Source organism: Fervidobacterium islandicum (genome assembly GCF_000767275.3).
Taxonomy (GTDB): domain Bacteria; phylum Thermotogota; class Thermotogae; order Thermotogales; family Fervidobacteriaceae; genus Fervidobacterium; species Fervidobacterium islandicum.
The window spans coordinates 312,501-336,754 of record NZ_CP014334.2; the positions used below are offsets into that span (position 1 = coordinate 312,501).

22 protein-coding genes and 3 tRNA genes (1 of these 25 only partly in view) are annotated in these 24,254 nt (G+C 41.2%); 7 read left to right on the forward strand and 18 right to left on the reverse strand.

Annotated elements, in window-relative coordinates:
* From NA23_RS01470 to NA23_RS01535, 14 genes are all read right to left on the reverse strand, one after another.
* Nucleotides 1–533, reverse strand: partial view of a DNA polymerase III subunit delta gene (locus NA23_RS01470; protein WP_033191375.1) — the 5' portion only. It extends 496 nt beyond the left edge of the window; only the first 533 of its 1,029 coding nucleotides appear in the window; its start codon is at nt 531–533; the stop codon falls past the left edge of the window.
* Nucleotides 534–553: 20 nt separating this feature from the next.
* Nucleotides 554–1,288 carry an ABC transporter ATP-binding protein gene (locus NA23_RS01475; protein ID WP_052107102.1) on the reverse strand — a complete coding sequence of 245 codons (735 nt, stop codon included), beginning with the start codon at nt 1,286–1,288 and terminating at the stop codon, nt 554–556.
* A 22-nt stretch (nt 1,289–1,310) separates the two neighbouring features.
* Nucleotides 1,311–1,799 (reverse strand): pantetheine-phosphate adenylyltransferase, encoded by a 489-nt coding sequence (gene coaD / locus NA23_RS01480; protein WP_033191374.1) that lies wholly within the window; start codon nt 1,797–1,799, stop codon nt 1,311–1,313.
* 35 nt (nt 1,800–1,834) lie between these two features.
* Nucleotides 1,835–3,181, reverse strand: coding sequence for a replicative DNA helicase (dnaB, locus tag NA23_RS01485; RefSeq protein WP_033191373.1), 1,347 nt, complete (start codon nt 3,179–3,181; stop codon nt 1,835–1,837).
* An 18-nt stretch (nt 3,182–3,199) separates the two neighbouring features.
* Nucleotides 3,200–4,675, reverse strand: a complete 1,476-nt coding sequence (lnt, locus tag NA23_RS01490; protein ID WP_033191372.1) for an apolipoprotein N-acyltransferase — start codon at nt 4,673–4,675, stop codon at nt 3,200–3,202.
* Nucleotides 4,676–4,712: 37 nt separating this feature from the next.
* Nucleotides 4,713–5,870: a DegT/DnrJ/EryC1/StrS family aminotransferase gene (locus NA23_RS01495; protein WP_033192500.1), complete on the reverse strand. Its 1,158-nt coding sequence runs from the start codon at nt 5,868–5,870 to the stop codon at nt 4,713–4,715.
* Nucleotides 5,871–5,943: 73 nt separating this feature from the next.
* Nucleotides 5,944–6,975 (reverse strand): tetratricopeptide repeat protein, encoded by a 1,032-nt coding sequence (locus tag NA23_RS01500; RefSeq protein WP_128998154.1) that lies wholly within the window; start codon nt 6,973–6,975, stop codon nt 5,944–5,946.
* Nucleotides 6,968–7,909: a cation diffusion facilitator family transporter gene (locus NA23_RS01505; RefSeq protein WP_033191370.1), complete on the reverse strand. Its 942-nt coding sequence runs from the start codon at nt 7,907–7,909 to the stop codon at nt 6,968–6,970. Before NA23_RS01505 ends, NA23_RS01500 begins: the two co-directional genes overlap by 8 nt.
* 75 nt (nt 7,910–7,984) lie before the next feature.
* On the reverse strand, nt 7,985–8,341 hold the full coding sequence (gene rplT, locus NA23_RS01510) for a 50S ribosomal protein L20 (protein WP_033191369.1): 357 nt from the start codon (nt 8,339–8,341) through the stop codon (nt 7,985–7,987).
* Nucleotides 8,342–8,378: 37 nt separating this feature from the next.
* Nucleotides 8,379–8,582 (reverse strand): 50S ribosomal protein L35, encoded by a 204-nt coding sequence (gene rpmI, locus NA23_RS01515; protein WP_033191368.1) that lies wholly within the window; start codon nt 8,580–8,582, stop codon nt 8,379–8,381.
* Nucleotides 8,583–8,626: 44 nt separating this feature from the next.
* Nucleotides 8,627–9,148, reverse strand: coding sequence for a translation initiation factor IF-3 (gene infC / locus NA23_RS01520; protein WP_084384006.1), 522 nt, complete (start codon nt 9,146–9,148; stop codon nt 8,627–8,629).
* Between the two features lie 198 nt (nt 9,149–9,346).
* Nucleotides 9,347–9,422, reverse strand: a tRNA-Lys gene (locus NA23_RS01525).
* Nucleotides 9,423–9,427: 5 nt separating this feature from the next.
* A tRNA-Arg gene (locus tag NA23_RS01530) sits at nt 9,428–9,502 on the reverse strand.
* A gap of 8 nt (nt 9,503–9,510) precedes the next feature.
* Nucleotides 9,511–9,585: transfer RNA gene (locus NA23_RS01535), tRNA-Glu, on the reverse strand.
* A gap of 274 nt (nt 9,586–9,859) precedes the next feature.
* Here NA23_RS01535 and NA23_RS01540 point away from each other — a divergent pair.
* Nucleotides 9,860–10,810, forward strand: a complete 951-nt coding sequence (locus NA23_RS01540; RefSeq protein WP_052107101.1) for a glycosyltransferase family 4 protein — start codon at nt 9,860–9,862, stop codon at nt 10,808–10,810.
* Nucleotides 10,811–10,836: 26 nt separating this feature from the next.
* Nucleotides 10,837–14,115, forward strand: coding sequence for an O-antigen ligase family protein (locus NA23_RS01545; RefSeq protein ID WP_236938452.1), 3,279 nt, complete (start codon nt 10,837–10,839; stop codon nt 14,113–14,115).
* 46 nt (nt 14,116–14,161) lie between these two features.
* On the opposite strand, the gene NA23_RS01550 is transcribed toward NA23_RS01545, so the two are convergent.
* Nucleotides 14,162–14,905, reverse strand: a complete 744-nt coding sequence (locus NA23_RS01550) for a carboxylesterase family protein (RefSeq protein WP_203225727.1) — start codon at nt 14,903–14,905, stop codon at nt 14,162–14,164.
* A 154-nt stretch (nt 14,906–15,059) separates the two neighbouring features.
* Nucleotides 15,060–15,989 carry a DDE-type integrase/transposase/recombinase gene (locus NA23_RS01555; RefSeq protein WP_033191792.1) on the reverse strand — a complete coding sequence of 310 codons (930 nt, stop codon included), beginning with the start codon at nt 15,987–15,989 and terminating at the stop codon, nt 15,060–15,062.
* A 129-nt stretch (nt 15,990–16,118) separates the two neighbouring features.
* On the opposite strand from NA23_RS01555, the gene NA23_RS01560 reads away from it, so the two are divergent.
* The 5 genes from NA23_RS01560 to NA23_RS01580 are packed head-to-tail and all read left to right on the forward strand — an operon-like array spanning nt 16,119 to nt 20,966.
* A complete protein-coding gene (locus NA23_RS01560; RefSeq protein WP_033191364.1) occupies nt 16,119–16,769 on the forward strand; it encodes a PIG-L deacetylase family protein in 651 nt (216 codons plus the stop codon).
* A 19-nt stretch (nt 16,770–16,788) separates the two neighbouring features.
* Nucleotides 16,789–17,190 (forward strand): fluoride efflux transporter CrcB, encoded by a 402-nt coding sequence (crcB, locus tag NA23_RS01565; RefSeq protein WP_033191363.1) that lies wholly within the window; start codon nt 16,789–16,791, stop codon nt 17,188–17,190.
* A 35-nt stretch (nt 17,191–17,225) separates the two neighbouring features.
* A complete protein-coding gene (locus tag NA23_RS01570) occupies nt 17,226–17,561 on the forward strand; it encodes a DUF190 domain-containing protein (RefSeq protein ID WP_033191362.1) in 336 nt (111 codons plus the stop codon).
* Nucleotides 17,562–17,607: 46 nt separating this feature from the next.
* Nucleotides 17,608–18,966, forward strand: coding sequence for a hypothetical protein (locus NA23_RS01575; RefSeq protein WP_033191361.1), 1,359 nt, complete (start codon nt 17,608–17,610; stop codon nt 18,964–18,966).
* The gene (locus NA23_RS01580; RefSeq protein ID WP_145974438.1) at nt 18,963–20,966 is read left to right on the forward strand and encodes a hypothetical protein; all 2,004 of its coding nucleotides are present in this window, start codon (nt 18,963–18,965) and stop codon (nt 20,964–20,966) included. The genes NA23_RS01575 and NA23_RS01580 overlap by 4 nt, the downstream gene beginning before the upstream one ends.
* Here NA23_RS01580 and NA23_RS01585 read toward each other — a convergent pair.
* Both NA23_RS01585 and guaA read right to left on the reverse strand, forming a co-directional pair.
* Entirely contained in the window at nt 20,963–22,549 is a 1,587-nt protein-coding gene (locus NA23_RS01585) for a PatB family C-S lyase (protein WP_033191359.1), read from the reverse strand. The two genes, NA23_RS01580 and NA23_RS01585, sit on opposite strands and share 4 nt — an antisense overlap.
* 107 nt (nt 22,550–22,656) lie before the next feature.
* Nucleotides 22,657–24,204 (reverse strand): glutamine-hydrolyzing GMP synthase, encoded by a 1,548-nt coding sequence (guaA, locus tag NA23_RS01590; protein WP_033191358.1) that lies wholly within the window; start codon nt 24,202–24,204, stop codon nt 22,657–22,659.
* Between the last annotated feature and the right edge of the window lie 50 nt (nt 24,205–24,254).

Here is a 24,254-nt window from a genome sequence, read left to right on the forward strand (position 1 = left end):
ACCACATCCTCAACATCGCGTGGAGTTGGATGGTCACCAGCATAAAGCTGAAGTTTTTCTAGTTCGTTTAGTATAGCGTATTCATCCGGCCCTGTGAATTTAAATACGGCTTTTGCCGTTTCTTCTGAACATACTATACCGATTTTGCTTGCGACATCGCTTATAAACTTGAGCCATTTGTCTTCTTCCCATTCTTTTGGTTTTTCAAACGTTAAGACCTCTACCTTTCCCGGTAGCTTAGTGACTTCTTTGCTCACCTTCTCTGTACGTACAAAGACAGTGACCCAACTTGCGGATAAGTCAGTAGAGTAAAACTGTGTCTTTTCGTCTTTAGACCACTCATCGAAATCAACCAAATCGTAAACCTTAGCATTTGCAAACAAACCTAAGCTCACACCTGCGTTCTTTAGTTCTTCGATTTTGTTATCATCGTCGGCATATATTTTGTGATACTCCACATCTTTTCCTTTTAAGTATTCTCTTATATAAAGTTCCTTACCGAGCTGGGAATCACCTGTGAGGTAAACAACCATATTCTGCCACTTTCTCCCCTTCAAATGCCTTTTGTGGTATTCTCTATGACCTCTACAATCCTACCGTTTTCCATTCTCATTATCCTGTTTGCTATCTGAGCAACATTTTGGTCATGTGTTACTATAACGAATGTCGTTCCAAACTCTCTATTAAGCTCGATTATTAGCTTCTTTATCTGCTCGCCGTTTTTCACATCGAGTGCACCTGTTGGTTCGTCCGCCCATATGATCTTTGGTTTTGTAGCGAGCGCACGAGCAATTGAGACCCTTTGTTGTTCTCCACCAGATAACTGTGAAGGGTATGCATCTTTTCTATGGGAGATTCCCATCAATTCGAGCAACTCTAAGGCCCTCTTTCTTGCGTCTGCAACGGGAACCTTGTTTAAGAGAAGTGGTAATTCTGCGTTCTCTACAGCGGTTAGTACCGGGATCAGATTGAAGAATTGGAATATGAATCCCATACTCTTTGCCCTGAATTTTGCCTTTTCTTCTTCGGACATCTTGGTTATCTCCTGGCCGTCAATGACTATCGTCCCTGATGTGGGAATATCGAGCCCTGCCAACAAGTTCAACAAAGTAGTTTTTCCCGAACCGGAGGGACCTAAAATCGCAACAATTTCTCCCTTTTTTATCTCCAGGTTCACAGAATCGAGCGCAACAACCTTTGAACTACCAGAACCGTAAATCTTGGAAAGATTCTCCGCTTTCACTATAGCTTCCACGAGCTCCCCCTGGCCGACATTTTTTAAATCCATAATTTCACCTCATCTCATTATCTTAAAATCTTAAATTACCAAACTTTTCGCGTAACTTTCTTTCCACAACTTCAGGGACCCATTGGGAAACCTGTCCACCGAAAGATGCAACTTCTTTAACAAGACTGGAGGAAAGAAACGAATAATTTTTGTCGGTCATAAGGAAGACGGTTTCTACGCCGTTGCATATCTCTTTATTGGCAAGTGCCATTTGAAGTTCGTATTCGAAATCCGTAACTGCCCTTAAGCCTCTTATAACTACGTTTATATTATTCTTCGTAGTGTATTCCACCAAAAGTCCCGAGAATGTTTCAACACGTATATTTGGGATATCCTTAAGACATTCCCTTACCATCTCTACACGCTCTTGGATTGTGAACGTGTAGTTTTTTCTTTTGTTTTCCATAACCACTACGTACAGTTCATCGAATAGCTCGGCTGCTCTCCGTGCTATGTCTATGTGACCGTAAGTTATAGGGTCAAATGACCCCGGATAGATTGCTTTAACCATACTCTTCCGCTCCTTGTGTTTTATTGTAGTTTATTTCAGCTTTCCGAATGGAATACATCAGGTTCGAAGAAGTTTGTAAACGAGGGGTTGAACATAAGCGTTATTGTACCGATGGGTCCGTTTCGCTGTTTGCCGATAATTATCTCTGTCTCGTGTGGTAGGTCTACATGCTGCTTTTTGTAGTATTCCTCCCTGTAAAGGAATATCACAACGTCCGCATCTTGTTCGATAGCTCCGGATTCTCTGAGGTCACTGAGACGTGGACGCTTGTCTTCTCTTTGCTCAACCGCTCTCGATAACTGAGATAGTGCAATGATGGAAACATCAAGTTCCCTTGCCAGAAGCTTCAACGAACGTGAGATTTCGGATATTTCTTGCTGCCTACTATCTCTTCTACCATCACCTAAATCCATGAGCTGCAAGTAATCTATGAATATGGCATCTATATTGTATTCTTTTTTCATCCTCCTGGCTTTTGCCCTCAAGACTCGCGGTTCCAGATTAGACTCATCATCTATTATTATATTCGCTTTCATCAATCTGGAAGCCCCTTGAACAAGCCTTTTCCACTCTTCGTCACTTAACCAACCTCGTCTGACTTTTTGAAGGTCTACAAGTGATTCCATACACAGAAGCCTTTGGATCAGCTGCTCTTTGCTCATCTCCAGGCTGAATATCCCGACTGAGGCTTCCCCAACTGTTGCCATGTTTTTTGCTAAGTTCAGTGCGAATGCCGTTTTTCCCACGCTTGGACGCGCTGCTATGATTATTAAATCGGACTTGTGAAATCCGGATGTCATTTCATCGAGCTTCTTAAAGCCCGTTGGAATGCCTGTTACCAAACCTGTGAGTCCTTTAAGGTGCTTTGACCTCAAATCTTCAAGATGTTCAAAGACCTCAGTCAGAGCACTCCGGATGTCTATGTACGTCTTTGTAGCACGTGACTCCGCTATCCTGAAGACCAGCCGTTCTGCTTCGTCAAGTACTTCGTCTACGTTGAGTGCTTCATTGTAGGCCTTCTCGACAATAAGGCTACCGGCAGTAATCAGTTCTCTCAAGATCGCCTTGTCCCTTATTATCTGGGCATACATCTCAGCATGTGCGGATGTCGGAACGTTATCGGCAAGTTGAGCAACGTACAATTCTCCACCAATCTTGTCAAGAACACCCATCACCTTCAGCCTGTCGCAAACGGATATTATATCAATTGGGAGTCCCTCATCGTGCAGCTGCTCTATGGCGGAGAAGATGTAACGATGCTTAGGATCGTAAAAGTCAGAGGAGCTGACTATCGAAACGATGTTATCAATCTTCTCTGGCTCAATCAAAATACTTCCTATCAACGCCTGTTCCGCTTCTATACTAGCAGGTACATTTTTCACGTTTTCATCCTCCTAGAGTTAATCGAATATCGTCCTCTTCTTCTTTGCTGTAATACCTACAAGTATCGTCAGAATCAGTGATACGAGGACTATATAATCGCCGTATGTCGCATAAAATGTTACTTTGTCGTTCGGTTTGACGTACAATAGTCCCCAAGTAGTTTTGTTCTCAGGTAATGTGACGAAACTACCGTATTCATCAACAACACCGCTGATACCTGTGTTGGAAACTTGGACGACGTTCCTGCGCGTTTCAACAGCTCTGAAAATCGCCTGGACAAAGTGCTGAACTAATGGAATTCTTGAGTCGTACCATCCATCGTTTGTAATGACTATCAAAATGTTCGCGTCTTTTGACATCTTTCTTGAAATATACGGGAAAAATGACTCAAAGCAGATTTGCAGTCCCACTTTCCCGTAGCCTTCGATATTAAACGTTTTTATTTCTCCGGGGGAGAAATAGTACATTCCCCTCAGAAACGCAAGCCGACCGAATATTTCTTTGTAAGGTAGGTTCTCTACAAATGGAAAGAGATGGACCTTGTCGTACTTGTCTAAGAACTGTCCATTCGCATAAATTACAGCGCTGTTGAACGCGTTATTTCCAACCAGAGTTGGATAACCAATCACGAATACCCTGTTTTTAAATTTTTCAAGCAATTTTCTTTCCACTTCCGAGTTTCTTATATCCGTACCTGAGAAGACTGCTTCAGGAAATATCGTTAATAATGCTGGAGCATTTGAAAAGCTATTTTCAAGGTAATCGATTATTGTGTTTGGATCATATGTGTACTTTACCTTCTGTGGTGTGTTCGTCTGAGCCAAGACGACAGGTTTATCTCCCACTTTCTTTGGTAGGAATGATTCTACTGTTCCATTTATCAGAAAAATAAGGGCTACGATTGCTAATACAAACACAAAATTTTGCTTGTTTGCACGCAGAAGTTTGTAGCCTTCGTAGTTTAAAACAACTATGAGAAACACAAGTCCGAGAGTCCCTGTGTACGGGAGTATCTGGAGTAAGCCCCTAAAATTATAGAGTGCATCACTCAGTCTTCCGCCCGTAAAACCCAAATCACCTATTCCACGCAAGTAATCGGCAATAACGTAAATAGAAGCTACAAAAAGCGGTTCAAGGAATCTGAATCTGACCTTTTCAGCCCAGAGACCATAGAAAAAACCAAAGAGCAAGAATGGAAGAGCTTCCAGTATGCAGAAGAGTATAAAAACAAAGAAGCCTGTAGTAGCGTTAAATCGACCGAATAGTTCTGGTAGACTGGTCGTCAGTGTGTTAATTAAATAGTGAAAGTTCGAGAAAGAGAACACAAAAAAGTACAAAAAAGACACGGTTGCAGAAATAAAAGGTCCTTTCTTCTCAAGGGCAAAAAACAGAGGGATTAAAGAAAAGAACACCAACCCCCCGTAAAGATAGCCTGGCATTGATAACGTAGTAATTAGTGAGGCTAATAAAGTGTTAAGCAATGTTTGAACCATGATGACCTTTCCCCCTATCACCTGTTATATTCCAAAACTACTTCAAAAACTTTTCTAAAACGGCACGTAGTTTTTCAGCGACGTACTCTTGCTCTTCTAGTGTCATGTCAGTGTAAAATGGGATAGCTATCGTCCTTTGGGAAATTTCTTCAGTTACAGGCAGCATACCTTCTTTCCACCCCAACTCTCTGTACGGTTTTTGCAGATGTACAGGAGCAAAGTAATTTCTGCATTGAACGCCTTCACTCTCTAAGTTCTGCATTATCGCATCGCGAGTGAAACTTGTTGTACCTCTCGGCAATCTAACAACGTACACAAACCAGGACATCTTGGTAACATAGTCCTTCACAACAGGTAGTTGCAAAGGTAAGTCTCTTAAAAGCATTTCATAGCGCTTAGCTACTTGCATGCGCTTTTCGATAATCTCGTTCAACCTGCACATCTGTGACCATCCGAGCGCTGCCGACATTTCATCGATTCTGTAATTGTAACCAACATAGTCGTGAGAGAGCCAGCCCTGGCCTTCACCTCGACCTTGGTTTCTCAGCGAAACTGACATTTTGTGTATCTTTTCGTTGTTTGTGACAACGATTCCACCTTCACCCGTTGTTATCTGCTTGTTTGGATAAAAGGCAAATGCTCCAGCCATTCCGAACGTACCAACTTTCTTACCCTTGTACTCACTTCCAAGTGCCTCGCAAGAATCCTCAACAACTATAATATCGTATTTTTCGCTTATTAAGTTTATTTTATCCCAATCCAGTGGATGTCCAAATACATCCACGGCCATTAAAAATATCCTCCGAAATTTGTTGTAATTCTCTTCCGCTACCGTTTTGAAATGTTCGATATCCATGTTCATCGTCTCAGGTTCTATATCAACGAAGGTAACACTGCCGTTTTCATACAGTGCCACGTTAGCGGAGGCAACGAACGTGAAGGAAGGAACAATCAACAAGTCTCCTTTCCCAAAATTGAGAGCTTTCAAAATAAGATGGAGAGCGCTTGTGCCACTGGAAACGGCAGCAGCGTATTTTGACCCCACGTAATTTGAAATAGCATTTTCAAACATCTCAGTGTAAGGTCCTATGCTAAGTCTTCCCGATTTGAGTACGTTAACTACAATATCTATATCTTCGTTTGTTATCTGTGGTTTCGACAGCGGGATAAAGCGCTTTTCGTATGTTTTATCCATATTCTCTATCTCTCCTTTTGGCATTTAAAAAGGATTCTCTCTCAAAAACATTATACCACCAAAAAAGGAATCATTATTCAAGCTTTATCCTTTTCAAGAAGTTGTACTCGTTCATCGCCTCTTCAAACATGCCCGCCTCTTCGTAAAGCTGTGCAAGGCGCAATCTTTTTTCTTCGTTCAGAGGGTCTTTGTCTACAATTTTTCTGTAAGTCTGCGCAGCGAGTTTTTTCAAGCCCAGGAGGTAGAAAATTTCGTACCTTGTGTACCTTATTGAGAAAAGCACTATTACAACAAGTACCACGAGAAAAACGGTACTGAAGAGTAGATTTTTACCAACGTTCAACAGGTGAGAGAAAAACTCCTTGACGGAAGACCAGATTACAAACCACAATTTGTTTTTCTTGGCTAATATACGCTCAAATCTTTCGTCTACGAATCCGTGAGCTTTAAAGTCTTTGTACAGCTCCAAAATTCGAGCTTTCATCTCCTTGTCGGCATCTGCGTAACGTTGGTACAGTTCTTCCAGTACGTATTGCACAAACGCGTTTCTTTTTTCCAAATTCTTCAACACTTCGCTGAAGAGTTTTTCTTTGGTTTTTGTGTCTTTTGATATTATTTCAAGCACGTCTTTTGCATAATCCTTCACATCGATGGTGAGAACATTTAGAATCAACAAGGCATCAATATTCCGTGAAAGGTTACTGTTTAAGTAATCGATGAGTTTTTCTTCTCCGAAAATCTCCAAAATATAATATTTCAGATTCGGTTTCAGAGTAGATGTCTTCAAAAACTTTATAAGTCCATCTACGTCTTCTTTGAGCGCAAAATCAAAATCTTTGAGTTTCCTTTTGGCATTAAGAATCCTTCCAAGCTGTTCTATCCTTCTGCTTTCTTCATTTGAGACATATGGACTCAATTGTGATATGTAAGATAGGTACATATCCCAAGCAAAATCTGGGTCTTCTTTCGATTTTTCTAGAATTTCACCAAGGGAGAGGCAGAAAGATGTTGCAGGGGTTAAAAGAATCAGGGCAATTATGAATGTAAGCAAACCAAAAGCAAAAGGTTTCCAGGGACCTGAAAACAGTTCTGGTAGATTATTCATTTTTTCTTTCGTCCTTTTCGAAACTCTCCTTTGTGAGTCCAAAAGGCTCGTGTTCATCGTTCTCCTCCGGCTCAACGTGGATAACCACATCGTAAATCTCTTTTGTTTCACACAGGTGCTTCTTTATGCATTTTGTAATCTCATGTGCGTCTTTAACATTCATTTTACCATCTACTTCGATATCCATGTCTATGTCGAATTTTCCTCCAACTTTTCTTACACGCACCTTGTGGGGATTGTGCGCGCCGCATTTTTGGCAAGCTTCGAAGACCTTTTCGTAAATCCACATCTCTTCTTTTCTAAGTCCATCCATTAAGTCATGGGCGTTCTCTTCAAAAACTTCCCACGCTACCTTTATTATTATACCAGACATCACGATTCCAACCAAAGGGTCCATCCACGCCAGACCGATTTTATTAAGTGCAACTCCTACAAAAACCAAGCTTGACATTATGATGTCGTTTCTCATGTTCTTGGCTTCTGCAACCATAGAATTGCTCTTGTACTTCTTGCCAGTTGTGTATTCGATCAGAAAGAGGAATGTTTTTCCACCTACGGAGAGAATAGCTGCGAGCAATGGGAGGATCCCCATCAAAACTTCGTACTCCCCTGTTATCAACCTTTTCGCACTCTCAATAAGCAAACTCACACCTGCGTAGAAGATGACGAAAGATATTATTTTTGCACCTATGTTCTCAGCTTTATGATGTCCGTAGGGATGGCCTTTATCAGGGGGTCTTCTAGAAATCAAGGTTGCGACTAGCATTGTAGAAGATGTTAGGATATCCGTTGACGTATCAATACCATCAGCCAGAACAGCCATACTCTTGAAAATGAGGCCGATGCTGACCTTGAGTACCGCAAGTAAGATGTTCGTAAAAACAGCGATAAGTGCCACCTTTTTGATAGCTTTGTCTGCGTTTAGCTCGCTCAAAAAGGTCACTCCTTTCTGCTCAAAATAGAAAAATCAAGGGGCTTTGCGCCCCTTGATTTTGAGAATCATTATCAATTATTTTCCGAGAGCTGTCTTTGCGATCTTTACGTACTCTTTGAAGCTTTCTGGATCGTTTACCGCAAGCTCAGCAAGCATCTTTCTGTTGATTGTCACATTCGCAAGTTTAAGCCCGTGGATAAGTTCGTTGTATTTGAGTCCTTCATTTCTTGCTGCGATGTTAATTCTTGTGATCCAGAGTTTTCTGAAGTTACCCTTCTTATTTCTTCTACCATCAAATGCGAACTTGAGTGCTCTGTAGTAAGATTGCTTTGCAAGTGAATACCTTCTGCTGAGTGCTCCTCTGAAACCTTTGACAAACTTCAGAAATTTTTTCTTTTTCTTCTTCGCATTCACAGCATTCTTAACGCGCATAGTTATTCCTCCTTATTCGGTTTGATTTTTTATCTACTTATTTTTTGCCAAGAAGTCTGAGGATTCTTGGCTTGTCAGCATTTGAAACAACATCTTCGAGTCTTAATGCGCGAAGTGTCGACCTTCTCTTCTTTCCAGTTTTGTGCCATGCGTTAGCATGTCTGCGCATAATCTTTCCATTCTTTGTTACTCTGAACCTTTTGGCAGCAGTCTTGCTTACTTTCATCTTCTTCTTGGCCATTGTTTTTCCCTCCTACTTGGTATTATTTTTTGTATCTCCAACTCTTACAAATTCTTTGGCTTGAGCATCATCCACATGTCTCTTCCTTCAACCTTTGCCTCTTTTTCAACGGTGCCAATGTCGGCAACATCTTTGGCAATACGTTCGAGGATTTCCTTACCTTTGTCCATAAATGCCATTTCTCGTCCGCGGAACATCACAGTGACCTTAACCTTGTTACCATCTTCGATAAATCTTCGGATATGCTTCAGTTTCGTTTGGTAATCGTGTTCATTTATTGCAGGTCTGAACTTCATTTCTTTAATTTCGATAATCTTCTGGTTCTTTTTGGCCTTCTGTTCCCTTTTTGAAAGTTCATACTTATACTTGCCGTAATCGAGAATTCTTGCGACTGGTGGTTGCGCATTTGGAGCGACAAGAATTAGGTCTAAACCTCTTGATTTGGCAAGGTCGATAGCTGCGCTCTTGGACATGACACCAACTACTTTTCCTTCCTCATCAATTACGCGCAGTTCTGAGAACGGGATTTCTTCGTTCTTGATGATCTTTTCTTTTTCGTTCTTAATAGTTTTCCCCTCCTATCAAAAAAATTAATGCGGGCTTGCGCCCGCCATTGAATACCTTCCCAACGATTGATTCACAAAGTTTTGCTATAAACATCACTCACTACTTTTACTTACCCAATAAGCTTTATGCCATTGGGTGGGAAGCCGGGCGCTTCCTCTTTTCACATTTACTTATAAGTGTTGGTTTCCTAAAAAACCTGGTGGGCCGCGTGGGACTCGAACCCACGGCCACCTGATTAAGAGTCAGGTGCTCTACCTGCTGAGCTAGCGGCCCAATCATGGTGCCCCCAGGAGGAATCGAACCTCCATTTGCGGATTAGGAATCCGCCGTTCTATCCTTTGAACTATGGGGGCTTCCCTTCTGGCAGCCCCACGGGGAATCGAACCCCGACCCTCGGACTGAGAATCCGATGGACTAGCCGTTATCCTATGGGGCCATCTTTTCAAAGAGTCAGCTTTCTCATTTTTGCTGACCGTGTTATATATTAACATATAAGAACGAATTGTCAAGAGACGAAGTTTGAAATTCTCTCGTTGAATTATTCCAACTGTAATTGTTGTCTTGGCGATAGTTGATTTAGTTTTCTTAATGAAGAAAACCAACTTATTAAAAATGCTACAATGAGTAGTATAATATTTAATCGTGATGAGATGGCAACTCGGCAGCGAATATTACTAAAGCGTTCGAACAGAAAGTAGGTGGGGAACGTAATGCGTTCAACTTTCTTGAATGACTTTTTAGTTATAATACCCTCTTTTGTTATCAGTGCGATAACAGTACCTATTTTTGGTCGGTTGGCTTACAAATACGGCATTGTTGACAAGCCAGATGGTGAACTTAAACCGCACGAGCGAATAACACCGTACCTCGGGGGGTTGAGTATTTACCTTGGTGTGCTCTTTCCCACTCCTTTTGAGCCTCTAACAAAAATTGCCTTAACCGTGCTGGTTCTTTTAGGACTCTATGATGATGTCAAAAACCTAAGTCCGAAGGTTCGACTTTTGACGGAATTTCTCATTTCTTGTGTGCTTGTGTATAAGTACGTTGGGCTATCTGCCTTTTTCCCGATTTACGTTTTTGTGATAGTTGGTTTGATAAACGCCGTGAATATGATGGACGGTTTGGATGGTGTTTGCGCAAGTGTTTCTGCTATTTCAGCACTTGGTTTAGTGATGGTTGCAACATCAAGATATGACAAAATCTTATTGATTGCGCTTATTGGTGCTCTGCTGGGTTATCTGCTGTACAACTTCCCACCTGCGCGGATATTCATGGGCGATGCGGGAAGTTATATGATTGGTGGCGTGCTTTCGATAGGATTACTCTCAGCACTCCGGAATGCTTCCTCTAATTTCCAATATGTAGTATCAGCTTTCATTTTCCTTTCTCTTTTCTTTTTTGATTTAGGTGCAGGTGTTTTGAGAAGAATTCTGAATGGTCGTAATCCTTTCAGTGGCGACAGAGGGCATTTTTATGATAAAATACAGCTAAAGACACAAAACAAAAGACGTACACTTCTGATTGTGACTTTTACCCAGTTTGCGTTTTTCCTTGTTGGTGTAATATCGAAGCAGGACAAACTGCTTTCAGTAGTAGGGACTGTATTTGTCGTTGTTATGTACTACCTTATCTCTCGCTGGCTGAAAATACTCAAGTATTAAAAAACACTGTGATATAAGGGAGGAGGATGAAAGTGCTTTCGTTATTTGAAGAGCTCGTTCTGTATGTAACTATACCACTTGTTGCGCTCTTTGCCCACAAAGAGTATACCTACGAGTTCAGTACTCCAAAGTACGCGATCCTAACTATCTCGACACTGCTGATAGGGGTGTATCTACTCTTTAAACTCTTACAAACAAAGAAGTTTAAGTTCTACGCGACCAAGGTTCATTTTGTTTGGCTAGCGTTTTCGATAGTGGCTTTGCTCTCGACAATAAACACATGGAGAGACAATCCTTACTTTTTTAGACAGGCTTTCGATATTGGATTATATTTGTTCTTGAACGTGCTTTGGGCATTTTATTTTTCAACGATTCTGGACGACAAGAAAAAGATTGCCAGGTTTCTCTTTGTTTTCGTGTTGACAGGATTGTTCGTCGCAATTAATGCGATTCTTAACTTTTACTTAGGTTACGATATAATGCTTGGACAAGTTGGGAGCCCATTTGAAAGAGCGAGTATAAAGGCGAATATAGGAAATGTGATATTTGTCTCGAACTACTTGAACATGCTTCTGCCTATTGCTCTTTATTTCGTCGTTAGTCTTGACCTTGGTGTTATAAACGTGCAAAGATTCTCCGCTATTTTCTTTTTGAAGTTCCTGTCATTGATTTCTGCGATCCTTTATTTAGACGTGATTATATTTTCCCAAACAAGATCAGAATATCTGGCACTCGTTGTCGAAGTGATTCTACTGGTTGTTGCATACTTCTTTTTCATTAGAAAACGTGAAGATAAAGCCGAAATGGAACTTCAAAAAAGTGCACCTAAGGTGCTCGCCAGATTGAAATCTTTGCGCCGGATCTCTGTTTTGGTATTCATTTTAATGGCACTCTTACTTGTTGTTCTTTACAACATTCCGTCGCCGTTTAACAACTACGGAACTTTCACTATGACCGAAAGATTCAACGCTATGGCTTCGGTATCGAGTAGAGATGAAAGGTTCTTATCTTGGTTCTCTACGTTGTACATGTGGAAAAAACACAAACTCTTAGGTCAAGGGATAGGAACGTACCAACTCTATGGGCTTTACGGGATCGCAGACCTCACCGATGCCAAACCTATCTACAGTTATGGTTGGAACAATTTCAAAAGGGCGCACAACGATTATTTCCAGATACTCGGAGAAACAGGAGTAATTGGACTTTCGTTGATTGTTCTGATGCTTGTGCTACTCACCCTTTATATTGCAAGAAACATCCGCAAAATTCAAGATCGTGACGATATCATCTTGTTTTCTATGCTCGTTTTGAGTGGTATAGTTTTCGCATTCCAAAGTGTCTTCAGTTTCCCAGGTCACCTCTTGCCAAATGCATTGCTGGCAACATTCGTTATAAGTGCAGGGCTGGGCAAGTACTTCAATAAAGTTGATGGCAGAGAATACGAAGTAAAGGGAACAAGAGCTCTGACAGTTGGTTTTGTACTCATATTTGCTGTCGCTGGTTCAACGTACCTAAGATGGAATCATTTCGTTTCAGAGGTGTACTTTAGGAATGGGAACATCGCATTCCAAACTCTTGTAACATTGAGAGATCAGATGACGCAAATAGACAATTATCTGAAACAGTTAGACCAAATCGAGTCTGACTTGAATAATTTCTCAGGCCAATTCCAAATCTACTCGCCCGAGAATTGGCACAAGTATAAGCAATCTCAGTCTGGCACGTTGAGTGGACTCTACAACAGGGCGCAAGCGGAAAGTGAAAGACTGCAGAACATCCAAAACATAAAAAACCAGATAGAACAGAATCGAAGAACACTGATTGCTCAAAAAGAAGCGATACCTCAAGAAGTCAAAAAATACTACGAAGAAGCAAAATCGTATTTCTTGAAAAGTATACAGCTAAACCATACCTACGGAAAGTCGTATTTCTATCTTGCTGCACTTGCCTCTGATCCGATAAGAATTGAAATGCTCAAAGAGGCGCTTAGGAAAGATCCGGAAGCGGTCTTAAGTCAAAATTACGATGAATATCAAAAGATACTACCAGAAAGGTTCAAGTACGCCTATTACAAAGATCTCGCAAAGTATATCAAGGAGAATCCTTCGTTCTTAGATAAAATAGACATGCCGACGGTTCAAGCACTTGTTGATTCATCTTGTCTGTACGAGTTCTCACTTCTCACGTTCACAGAAAGAAATACTTTCAAAACATTGGCAATCAGATACAACTCACTTTATCTTTTTACCAAAATGGTTACCGACACAATAGAGGACGAGGAACTCAAAAAGAAGACAGTGGCTCTTGAATCTGTTTTGTTCAATAAATTCGACACGTGGGTCAGAAGAACCCTCTACATAATGCCCGGTGGATGGAACAGGTTCCCGGACTGGAAAAACATCGATATTGAACTTGCAACAACCGGTGGGCAGGATATTTACCGATACTTCGCAAGTTTAACGGTCCAAGCATTGGATCCAGTTAACGTTGATTCACGAAACCTACTTGTAGATATGGCAAAACTCGAAGCAAAAACGTGCAAGTACATGGAGGAAAAAGGTGTTTGGGGTGTGCCCGATGGTGTACTTGATTATCTACATGCACTCGCCAGGGAGTACCAGATCATTTCGGAATACCAAGAGAGCATTGTTACGTATTCACAGTTACTTGAATGGTACAAAGAAAACTACGACTACATCTCAAAGAAAGTTGACAACAAAGAATTTTGGGACAAGAGCTACGAAAAATTTGTTGAAGATTTGAAAAACCAGCTAGATTCGTTGCTGGCAAAGGATGATAAGGGATATCTCTCAAACAGCCTTACACCTATGTTTGAAGATAGGTTACGAAGATTGTACCAAACCATTATGAGTACTGACTTCAAGCAAATTGAGAAGGAATACGTAGATGAAATTGTGAAATACGCACCTTCACTTTGGCCGAGAGTGGGCAAGTCAAGTGTTTGGAAAACCAATGCTTATAATTCTATGAAAGATTTTGAAAACCAGCTGGGCGCTCTGAATTTCTCAGAAGAGGCGAGGAAAGAACTTAATTCGATTCTAACAGGTGTCATCAACACAGATTTGATGAAGCTTTACGAAAGGTACGCACGCTTCAAGGCACATTACGAACTCATAAAAGACGAATTTCTCAACACAGCACAAGTTCTGATAAGTTTGTATCAGGAAAAACCAGAAGAAGAAATAATGAAGGACTGGAAAGAACCGATGTTCAGCATGCCTGAGTTTAAGAGTAAGGAAGAAGTCTTAAAGTTCCTGAACGAACTCATAGAAAAATACAAATAAAAAAGAATCGACATTTTAAGAACGCAGGGGGTATCCCTGCGTTCTTTTATCTTTTCACTTTTCTATGACTAAAGACCCACTCGATCATTTCTTTGTCCCTGTAAGCCGGTATCCAAGATGCGTGCGGAAAGCTTCCAAGACTTGCCATGAAACCCTTGGGATATTCCGTGTACCTTACAGGTGCTCCTAATTTCTCAAGTGCTTCGACTAAATCGCGCGAGTACTTTACTGGAACAACATCATCGTCCTCGGCATGAAAGAACCAAATTGGGATATGAGAAATTTTGTGAACTTTCTTTACATTTCCACCACCGCAGACGACAACTGCTGCTGCAAATTTTTCAGGACAAAGCGTCAGTAAACCCACCGTGCCAAATCCTCCCATCGACAGACCGGTTATGTATATCCTTTCTGTGTCTACTGGATAGTCGTGAATGACCTTATCAACAATCAAGACAACAGTTAAAAGCAACGAATTTGGCTCAAGTTCGTCACTTGTTCTGAACGAAGTGCCCCAGTATGCATTTTCTGGACATTGTGGAGCTAAAACAAAACACGGATGTTTTTGTTGAACATCTTCACTTGCCCATACCGTTGCGCCCTCGTTTGCGAGGATTTGCTTCGCGTTATCCCTTCCACGTTCACCTGCGCCGTGGAGAAATACAACCAACGGGTACTTCTCCTGGGTTTTCATATTCTCGGGAACAAACAACCTGTAAGGCATTTCGATAAACTCGTCCTTGTATACGAAGGGTTTAAACACGTCAAGATAGTTGATTTTTTCTGACATTGTGCACTCGCCTCCTAACCTCAGTTTTGTGGTCTCAGAAATATTATACATGAGATTTTGAACATTTGGAAAAATTGCGAGCGAGGGATATAATATGTTCAGAATAGCTCGTGTACTTTCATGCTTTGGGGATAGTTCAAATATCTCGATGCTGTTAACTTGTAGTGATGGAAGACAATAGAACACAGATAACACGCGCAATATCATTGTTGTTCAGTTTCAAGAGATTTCTCACTACACAAAAGCTGTTCACGTACATTGGAAGATTGTCAATATTCTTAAATCCACGCTTGGCTCGTACAAAGTCTTGGAATAACGAAAACTTCGATTCACATTGATTGTTTTGCCCAAGTCTCACAACAATATGATTGATATTCTTGTATAGTATCTTCACTGCACCATATGCACCAAGTCCATCTGTAATTAGTTCGATTGTTCTTTCGTTGTTACCAAAGAACTTCTCTAACAATATCTTCACTTGACCCATATCGCGATATTTGGATACATGCCAAGCAACAATAAGATTCGAATCGTGCTCAACTAAGAACCAAACGTAGTACTTTTTGGATTTAAACAAAACGACAGTTTCATCACCATGGACTTTGAAAGCATCTACAGGAACGAGGATGGAAAAGAAACAAGACAACTTAAGGATCCACTTGTAGATAGCGACATGAGAGACTTTGATATTAAGTGAGTCTCTGATGGAACGCAAGGACACAGCTTTGAAATAAAGGACGAAGGCTTTAAGGACAATAAAGATAGGGAAGCGGAAGAACTTGAAAGAGTCGAAAGGAAGAGGGACAAATTGAGGTAAGTTAGTTGGGATTTCGTCTCTGGTATGGCAAGAACGGCAACGGAACTTAACGAAGGCTTTTTTGATTTTGTGGATTTGCATAGTTTTTCCACAGACAGGGCATTTAGGATAAGGGAAAGAGAAGAACTTGTGTTTTTTTGAATGAACAAGTCTGAAAGTGCGCTTACAGTCTTTGCAAAAGTATTGTTGGTTACCGTACTTATCATGACCGTTTTTGTAGATGTTGGTAGAGCCGCATTTGGGGCAAGAGACTACAGAATTTTGCATAGTGGAGTACCTCCTTTTTGTGAGAATTGATGGTGGGGGGTGTTCCACTAATAAGAAGATAATACGGTTTTTGGAAATTTTCAATACTTTTAGTTAACAGCATCAATATCTCGAACGGTGGTGGTATGTATGTTGACGTCGTTTAGCAGTTACCTTTTCGTTGGTGCACACCCGGACGATATCGAGATCTGGGCTGGTGGCTTGATTTTCAAAATCCATGAGCGAAACAAAACAGCAAAGGTTTACTGCGTTGTACTTACGGACGGTTCGGCAGGTCAAGGAAGTGTTCAAGAACGCTACGAAGAGTCGATGGAAGCAGCCAAAATGCTAAGGGTTGATTCGTACGAGTTTTTGAACTTCAAAGATGCCAGTTTAGACTTTAACGTTGAACTTTCGAAGGTCATAGCTAACCTGATAAGGAAGTACAAACCGGATGTGTTGGTAACCCATCCTGCGAGTGATAAACATCCAGACCACGCAGCGGTGGGGTTGGCAACGAGCAAGGCTTTGTTCCTTGCAATGGTGTCTCCGGAATTCTTAGACTACGAGCCCCATCTGTGCAGGAATGTACTGAGGTTCGTATCGGATCCGTTCAGCAGTCCCAGTTCAAGAGTGTACGTTGATATTTCTGAAGTATACGAAATGAAAAAGGAGCTTATTGCCAAGTTCAAAACACAACTGGATGTTTTGGAACCTTATTTGCAACTCAACGAACTTTATGGTCGCATGATCGGTGTAAGGGCAGCTGAGCTTTTCGAACCTGAGGTACTGATATTTTGAATGAAAGGAGTGTTTCATTTTGAGGTCAGGGTTTTGGATTAAACTCGCAGCGGTCGGGACAGGTGGCTTTTTAGGTTCGATTATCAGATACCTGATTTCGTTGTGGTTAAACGAAAGATATCCAAATTCTTTTGTACCGTACGGTACTTTGGTAGTTAACATAATAGGGAGCTTTCTTCTCGGAGCCATCATGCAGGTTGCGTTTTATATTCCTATGAACCTATCTTTTAGGTTATTCCTTACAACAGGCATCATGGGCGGGTTAACCACGTTTTCAACACTAACGTACGAGACTATGTCTCTTGTTTACAGTGGAAGCTATTTTGCAGCCACACTGAATATATTGTTCAATTTGGTCCTTGGCCTTTCAAGTGCGTTCGGCGGAAAGGAATTGGTCGACCTCATTTTTGCAGTATTGTAATACGTACATTCATGTAGTCTTGGGGGTGATGGAGCGTGGAAAAGATAATTGGTACATTTGTACGTATTTACGTTAAGGAGAATCAGAAATGCGAAGCTTTCGGAAAAAAACCGCTCAACCAGGTGATTGCAGAAATGGCTGTAAAGATGGATATTACCGATTTCGTTGAATATAAAGCGTTCGAGGGGTATATATTCGATAAAAAGATCCACACGCTGACAAGAGAAGTTATAGACCACGAGCTTCCGATAATAATAGAGTTTTTCACAACAGATGAGAAAGCGCAAAGGTTTCTGGAAACCATGGCACCGTACTTAAAAAATGCGGCGGTACTTGTGTTTAGAGACACAGAGGGGTACTTTTTCACGTAACAGATAACCTCAGGGTATCGACCCTGGTTGTCGAGAGGTGAAACGTATGCGGAACTTTTACAAAAAGACCATAACGAAGGTTCTTATCATTGTATCTTTTCTTCTATTCATTTCGGGATTTTCGATAAAGCCAGTCATTGAAGTTTCGGTAAATATCATTGGAAACGAGAACATTGAAAAGATAACTAAAAGTGTTTTCTTATCTGAACTTCTTGACACAAACAAATTCACAGTAACCTTAGTAGACAACATTAAACATCTTTTCTTTGAGATGAATCTCCAAGATCTGCTCTCAACAGAAAATGTGATTCTTTCCAAACGTGAATATTCGAAGGGAACACTGAGTGTGATCCTTTATCTGAGGAACTTAAATGTGAGAAAGGAAACAGTTGAATACGTACGAAACGATGTTTCTGGCGATTACATTTACGCTGATGGTAAGTACATTCGCGTCATTCAAGGCGCTTGGTTTAAATTTGATGGGAAAAACTATATTCAAGATGAGAATGGTATATACGTAAAGGGAACGGATGGTAAGTACTATTCAGCCTTGGCTTTCTATTCACGCGTGCCGCACGAAAACACCTACTATGTTCTCGATTGTTCGATAAGTTACACGTTGAATGTAGAAAGCACTGATGTGAAAAAAGGTACATTCGATACACACTTAAGCGTTCCATTAGTTGAGCACAGATATGACCCGTACAACAATAAACTCTTAAGAATCGAGTACCCTTCTTCAGACATTTTGGATCGATTTGCTAAAAGTATAAGTTTTGAGCTGGCGAGCAGACTTATGGACCTCAGAAAGCTTTATGGCTTTGTCGAGAATGTAAGAATGCCACGGGTGCTAATTGATATCGGTTCGATAGATGGAGTGAAGCCAGGACTGTGTTTTGGAGTTTACGATGGGAACAATTACATCGCAGAACTAACGGTTGCACGTACTGGAGGCGACTACAGTGAGTGTGAAATAAAGTACATCAAGAAGGGAGCTAAGATAGAAAGAGGTTTCTCTGTTGTGGAGAAGAAACCGGATTTTGTCATTCCGTTAGGTATCAGCGTTCTTTACATGTACCATCCAGAAAATCTTGGCGATATCTGTGCAGAGTTCTCTGTGAAGACTTTGGATATCCACCGAGAAGAGCTTTCTTCAGTTGCTTTCGGCTTGAGTTATGATTTATCCAGCTCGGTAACTGATACCTTCCATGTGAGTTACTTACATCGCATGTTCTCTTCACCTGTTTATTTCATCGCGACTCTCAAAATACCAAAAGATTCCGCATCCCACATTACTCTAATTCCAATGATGGGTCTAAACGTCAGATTCGGCATTTTCACGCTCAGAGCGCTTACTACCATCGATCTTTCCAACTTTGAAATAGGTGGTGGTATCTCATGGTGAGAAACCATCTTAAGCGTTTAAATATTTGTGCATTCATAATTACGGTTATTTTTTCCTCACTCATCTTTGCACAAGGTGAAAATTTGAAACTCAGGGTCGTTTTTGATAAGAGTGTTAAACCTTTTTACGAGAATGTTGACCTTAACATTTCATTAATGAGCACATTCTCAGATGTAAAAGAAAACACTGCGAGAATCGTTCATGTGATAGGTGTGTCAAAAGAATCTATAACCCGAAAAGTAAATGACTTTGTGCGCGATGAAAAGGGAGATTACGTTTATTTCAAAGGAAGCTATTACCGAATATCCGATAAAAGAAGGTATTCCTACGATGAAAAGCAGAAAAAGTTTGTAGTTGATAAAAACGGTAGGTATGTATATCTTCAGGAATATGCCTGGGCGAGAAAGCAAGAGGATAAGTACGTAATTAGTGACTTTTATGCGTTGAAAAGCTACGAAGTTCAGGAAACGAAGTACTTTATATTTCTTGTAGTAACAGATATAGAAATATCGACGTTCTTCATCAAATCGATAACCCCGATTGTTGGGAAATGTTCCACAATTGAAAAGGCGATTGAGAACGCGCACAGGAGATTTTCAACGGTAGTAAACGAGTACAGTCCTGATAAGCTGGACATCGCCGTTCTTTTTGAGAAAGGTTTCGACCCCGTTTTGCGAACAGCCCTATTAACGCAGTTGCAAGAAGACACAAGGTACAATATTTACGACAGGCTTTACATAGATGAGGTTATGGAGATCCTACGTACTTCAGATTTGTTCGGTGTAGAGCAAATCGTTCTTAAATTCCGCCCGCCAAAGTACCTAATTACGTTCGAAAACTTAGTCCAGCTTGATAATCAAACCGCTGAGGACAGATACTACTTTTTCGAAAACCCAGTCAACGGACAATACATAAGAAGGACAATAAATGGTTTGGATGTGCCGGTGAGGGTTGAAGTCGGCGGTTATTATCGATACGATAGTACTAACAAAAGGTACGTTTTTGACATCGAGAAAGGTTCTTATGTAAAGTACTACAAGGGGCCTTGGGAGAAGGATAATTACGTTTTTGAGACGAGGTTCTACGACTACAACCTGTATAAACCCACAAGGCTCACAACGTTTTATTCGTTTCTCATGAAGGTGTTCGATACACAAAAGGGTACACTTGTCAGTAGTAAATTCTTTAGTAAGAATATAGAAACTATCCTGAAAGAGCCTGTCGATCGATTTGGCTCTGAAGTTGTGAACTTCCACACAGATGGGAAAGTTGAAAGTTATTACTCAGCTGCGAGACAAGTTCAAGAATTCCTTCAAACGGTCTTTCCTCTCACTGCAGTTATTTCCGAGACCTTTGGCGAGAAAGCGATAGTTGAAGGTGGTAAAAACATAGGTGCAAAGCCGGGTTACGTTTTTCAAAGCGTATCGGAGGGTTACACAACGGGCTTTTTGAGGTTGGAGAAGGTTCTTGAAAAGAGTTCCGAAGGTAAAATCTTCTATACTGTCCCAGGTGATGATGTTGAACCACACACGCTCGCCTTTGAAACAAAAATGTACCCCAACAACATAGGCCTGCGATTTGGTATGTTTATGAACAAAGAAGCCTACGGTATGAAAATAGGGTATATAAGAAGCGATATCTACGGAAATTATCTGTGGTCACTCACATTCTCTCTTGGAATTCCTTATAATGCGAATTCTCAGTCTGACAAAACGATAGTTCCAATGGGTTTGGAATTCTCAAAATTCTTGTTCGGTGAGAATTTTGAGTTAGTACTTGGCACATCCGTTAAGTACATTTCAGAAAACTCAGGTGAGACTTATATTAGCGATTACGAAATTGTCGCCGGTGTGACGCTCTCATCGTATGTGCGAAATTCCGTACTATCTTACGGAGGCGCTTGCTTTTACACAAGTTTGACTTACACACTCCCAATGAGTAATTTCGAGTTATCACAAAACAACATAAACATTTCTCTTGGATTCGACCTTAGGTTCTAACGTTCTAAATCTTCGGTTTTTTCCATCTTGATATGTGGAATTCCAGCTTCGTAGAAGACATGGCCAACAGATTTGTAGCCGAGTTTTTCGTAGAATTCACGAACCTCAAGCTGAGCATTTAGTGTGATCGGCTTGGGGTTCGTTCTCTTTATATAACTTTCTATCGCCTCCATTATCTTCTTGCCGTATCCAAGCCCGCGGAACTCCTTCAGAACTGCGACACGTTCAACCTTCCAGTACTCTCCGATGTCCCTGATCCTTGCTGTTGCTACGTATTTGCCAAAATGTCTGACTAAAAAGTGTATCGCTTGTTCATCTCTACCGTCGAGTTCCAATCTTTCGTCGATCCCCTGGCCGATGACGAAGACCTCGTGCCTGATTCTTTTGCATTCTTCAAATCTTTTATCCGGCAATTTGAAGTGTTCTATTGTCAATAGTTTATCGTACGCATCTTTTAGGCGATTCAATCCTTCTTTCAAAATGGCTCTAGGACATGCGAAGTTCAGCCTGACCGACTGGCCATCACCAAACTCTGCTCCGTCGTTCAAATAAACCTTTGCGTTCTCTAAGAAGAACTTTTGAGGATTTTCAAGACCAAGCGATGAACAATCAAGCCACATCAGATACGTTCCTTCTGGGAGGGTTGGTTTCACAAGCGGCATATGTTCTTTTATGAAATGGTAGGCAAAATCCCGGTTTACTTTTAAATAGTTTCTTAACTGAACAACCCATTCGTCGCATTTATAAGCTGCCTTCAGCGCTTCAAGACTTAATACATTGCCTGTCAAAAGTTCGAGCGATTCTATGTAATTTTTGTAATTCTGCCTGAGAATCTTGTCGGAGATTATCCCGTAAGCGTTTGTCAAACCGGCGATGTTAAACGTCTTTCCCGGCGAGTTAAGTACGATTACATTTTCCTTTCCCACTTTCAGAAAACTTGTAAAAGAATTTGGCTCGTAGATTATATCAGCATGGATCTCATCGGAGACAATTAAGATGTTGTGCCTTTTGGCTATTTCGTACAGTTTCGAGAGTTCATCGAAAGTCCACACTCGGCCAACCGGATTGTGTGGATTTGAGATGACTATCATCTTTGTGCGTTTATCGATTGATCTTTCCAAACCTTCGTAATCCATCACCCATTTGCCGTCTTTCAAAATCAACCTGTTCTCAACAAGTCTTCTTCCGTTGTTTTCCACTACTTTGAAAAACGGAGGGTACACCGGTGGTTGAATGATGACCTTATCTCCTGGGAGGGTAAAGATGTTGATTAGGAATGCTATCATAGGTACAACTCCGGGACCGTTGACTATCCATTCCTTTTCTATTCTTACACCGTAAGATTTTTCGTACCATTCAATTATCGCTTCGTAGTACTCGTCTGAGCGGAACGTGTATCCAAAGACCCCGTGTTCTACACGCTTTCTTAGAGCTTCAATGACACAATATGGACTCTTGAAGTCCATATCTGCAACCCACATGGGAATTACATCATCACCGTAGAGCTTAATTATCATATCCCATTTGAAAGAATCTGTGTTTTTTCTGTTTATGAGCTCGTCGAATTGATAACCTTTTTCCATTCCATCCAGCTCCCTTCACTATTGAACTCTTATCACCGTACATTGAGATTATACAACAAAAAAAGCACCCCGGAAGGAGCGCTTTTTAATATCCGCATTTTTAAAAGTTATTCCCACTCAATTGTGGCAGGTGGCTTCGAGGTTATATCGTACACAACTCTGTTAACACCTCTGACTTCGTTTACAATCCTTTTCGCAACATGGTTCAAAAACTCATGAGGTAGTTTTGCCCAATCGGCGGTCATTCCATCTTCGCTCGTAACGGCCCTTAGTGCTATCACATTTTCGTAAGTTCTGTAGTCGCCCATAACTCCGACAGTTTTTACTGGGAGAAGCACAGCAAACGCTTGCCACACTTTGTTGTACAAATCCCATTTCTTCAGCTCCTCGATGAATATCGCATCCGCTTCCTGTAGGATTTTGACAGCTTCCCTCGTCACAGGTCCGATGATTCTAACCGCAAGTCCGGGCCCGGGGAATGGATGGCGATAGAGTATGCTTTCCGGCAAACCTAATTCCTTTCCAAGTGCTCTCACTTCATCTTTGAAGAGGTACCTGAGCGGTTCGATGATTTTGAACGGCAGCTTTTCTGGTAATCCACCGACGTTGTGATGTGTCTTAATCTTTGCTCCAGCTTTCCTTTCCGCTACTTTACTCTCTATTACGTCCGGATACAATGTCCCTTGTGCCAGATATTCAATATCACCGTGCTGCTGTCTGAGTTTCATCGCTTCTTCGTAAAAGACGTCTATAAATGTATGCCCGATTCTTTTCCTCTTTTCCTCAGGATCTTCAATTCCCTCCAAGGCTTTGAAAAATCTATCCGATGCGTCAACGTAGTGTATCTTTATTCCCAGTTCTTCAAATCGCTTAACAACTTCCTGACCCTCATTCTTCCTCAAAAGCCCCGTGTCAACAAATATCGGTATCAGTTTGTCAGGTACAGCTTTGTGCAAAAGCATCGCGACAACGGAAGAGTCCACACCACCAGATAGACCCAAGATGACTTTGCCATCGATTTTCTCCCTCAGTTCTTTTATCAATTCTTCGGCAAGGTTCTTCATCGACCAATTCGGAGAAAGTTGCGCTACGACAGTTAGGAAGTTCTTTAAGATTTCTTTCCCATGTTGTGTATGGACAACTTCGGGGTGGAACTGGACACCGAAGTATTTGTCATTTTGACTCCGTATCGCCGCGTAAGGCGAGTTCTCGCTCTTGGCAATTACCTCAAATCCATCCGGCAACACTTCAACCCTATCAGAATGGCTCATCCAGACGGTGAATTTCTCAGGTAGACCTTCGAATATGCCAACATGTTTTACAATTTCAAGTTCAGCAGGGCCAAATTCCCTGTGAGGAGATTTCTCGACTCTACCTCCGAGTTGATGGACGAGCGCTTGAAGACCATAGCAGATTCCAAGCACAGGTAGGTTGCTTTCAAAAACATAGGAAGGTATCTTTGGTGAATTCTCATCGTAGACACTTGCCGGACCTCCGGAAAGAATAAACGCACTTGGTGATAGCTTTTGAACGTTTTCCCAAGGTTCATCATACGGGAGCAGTTCCCCGTAAAACCCTAGTTCCCTGACACGCCGGAGTATCAATTGCGTGTACTGTGAACCAAAATCAAGCACTACTACCGTTTTTCTTTCCATACTCTTCCCCCCACGGTTTTTTAGCTTCTTTTTTGGTTGTACAAATATTT

Bases quoted from the DNA above. Each gene is read 5' to 3' on its own strand.
- NA23_RS01475 (WP_052107102.1), bottom strand. From the start codon at position 1,288: ATGGATTTAAAAAATGTCGGCCAGGGGGAGCTCGTGGAAGCTATAGTG.
- coaD (WP_033191374.1), bottom strand. From the start codon at position 1,799: ATGGTTAAAGCAATCTATCCGGGGTCATTTGACCCTATAACTTACGGT.
- lnt (WP_033191372.1), bottom strand. From the start codon at position 4,675: ATGGTTCAAACATTGCTTAACACTTTATTAGCCTCACTAATTACTACG.
- NA23_RS01495 (WP_033192500.1), bottom strand. From the start codon at position 5,870: ATGGATAAAACATACGAAAAGCGCTTTATCCCGCTGTCGAAACCACAG.
- NA23_RS01500 (WP_128998154.1), bottom strand. From the start codon at position 6,975: ATGAATAATCTACCAGAACTGTTTTCAGGTCCCTGGAAACCTTTTGCT.
- rplT (WP_033191369.1), bottom strand. From the start codon at position 8,341: ATGCGCGTTAAGAATGCTGTGAATGCGAAGAAGAAAAAGAAAAAATTT.
- rpmI (WP_033191368.1), bottom strand. From the start codon at position 8,582: ATGGCCAAGAAGAAGATGAAAGTAAGCAAGACTGCTGCCAAAAGGTTC.
- NA23_RS01540 (WP_052107101.1), top strand. From the start codon at position 9,860: ATGCGTTCAACTTTCTTGAATGACTTTTTAGTTATAATACCCTCTTTT.
- NA23_RS01545 (WP_236938452.1), top strand. From the start codon at position 10,837: ATGAAAGTGCTTTCGTTATTTGAAGAGCTCGTTCTGTATGTAACTATA.
- NA23_RS01550 (WP_203225727.1), bottom strand. From the start codon at position 14,905: ATGTCAGAAAAAATCAACTATCTTGACGTGTTTAAACCCTTCGTATAC.
- NA23_RS01555 (WP_033191792.1), bottom strand. From the start codon at position 15,989: ATGCAAAATTCTGTAGTCTCTTGCCCCAAATGCGGCTCTACCAACATC.
- NA23_RS01560 (WP_033191364.1), top strand. From the start codon at position 16,119: ATGTTGACGTCGTTTAGCAGTTACCTTTTCGTTGGTGCACACCCGGAC.
- NA23_RS01575 (WP_033191361.1), top strand. From the start codon at position 17,608: ATGCGGAACTTTTACAAAAAGACCATAACGAAGGTTCTTATCATTGTA.
- NA23_RS01585 (WP_033191359.1), bottom strand. From the start codon at position 22,549: ATGGAAAAAGGTTATCAATTCGACGAGCTCATAAACAGAAAAAACACA.
- guaA (WP_033191358.1), bottom strand. From the start codon at position 24,204: ATGGAAAGAAAAACGGTAGTAGTGCTTGATTTTGGTTCACAGTACACG.